The sequence below is a fragment of the Neisseria sp. P0014.S009 genome, assembly GCF_051958155.1.
Classification (GTDB): domain Bacteria; phylum Pseudomonadota; class Gammaproteobacteria; order Burkholderiales; family Neisseriaceae; genus Neisseria; species Neisseria flavescens_C.
In genome coordinates, this window is sequence record NZ_JBQCVS010000130.1 from 1 (window position 1) to 270 (window position 270).

1 rRNA gene is annotated in these 270 nt (G+C 53.0%); it reads left to right on the forward strand.

Annotated elements, in window-relative coordinates:
* Positions 1-270, forward strand: a 16S ribosomal RNA gene (locus tag ACTHS4_RS11990); the annotation flags it as partial.

Genomic DNA, 270 nt, shown 5'->3' on the forward strand with positions numbered 1-270 from the left:
GTATAAGAGACAGCCTACGGGTGGCAGCAGTGGGGAATTTTGGACAATGGGCGCAAGCCTGATCCAGCAATGCCGCGTGAGTGAAGAAGGCCTTCGGGTTGTAAAGCTCTTTTGTCAGGGAAGAAACGGTGAGGGCTAATATCCCTTGCTAATGACGGTACCTGAAGAATAAGCACCGGCTAACTCTGTGCCAGCAGTCGCGGTAATACAGAGGCCACGAGCGTTAGGCGGAATCACTGGGCTTAAAGCGTGTGTAGGTGGATGGCTAAG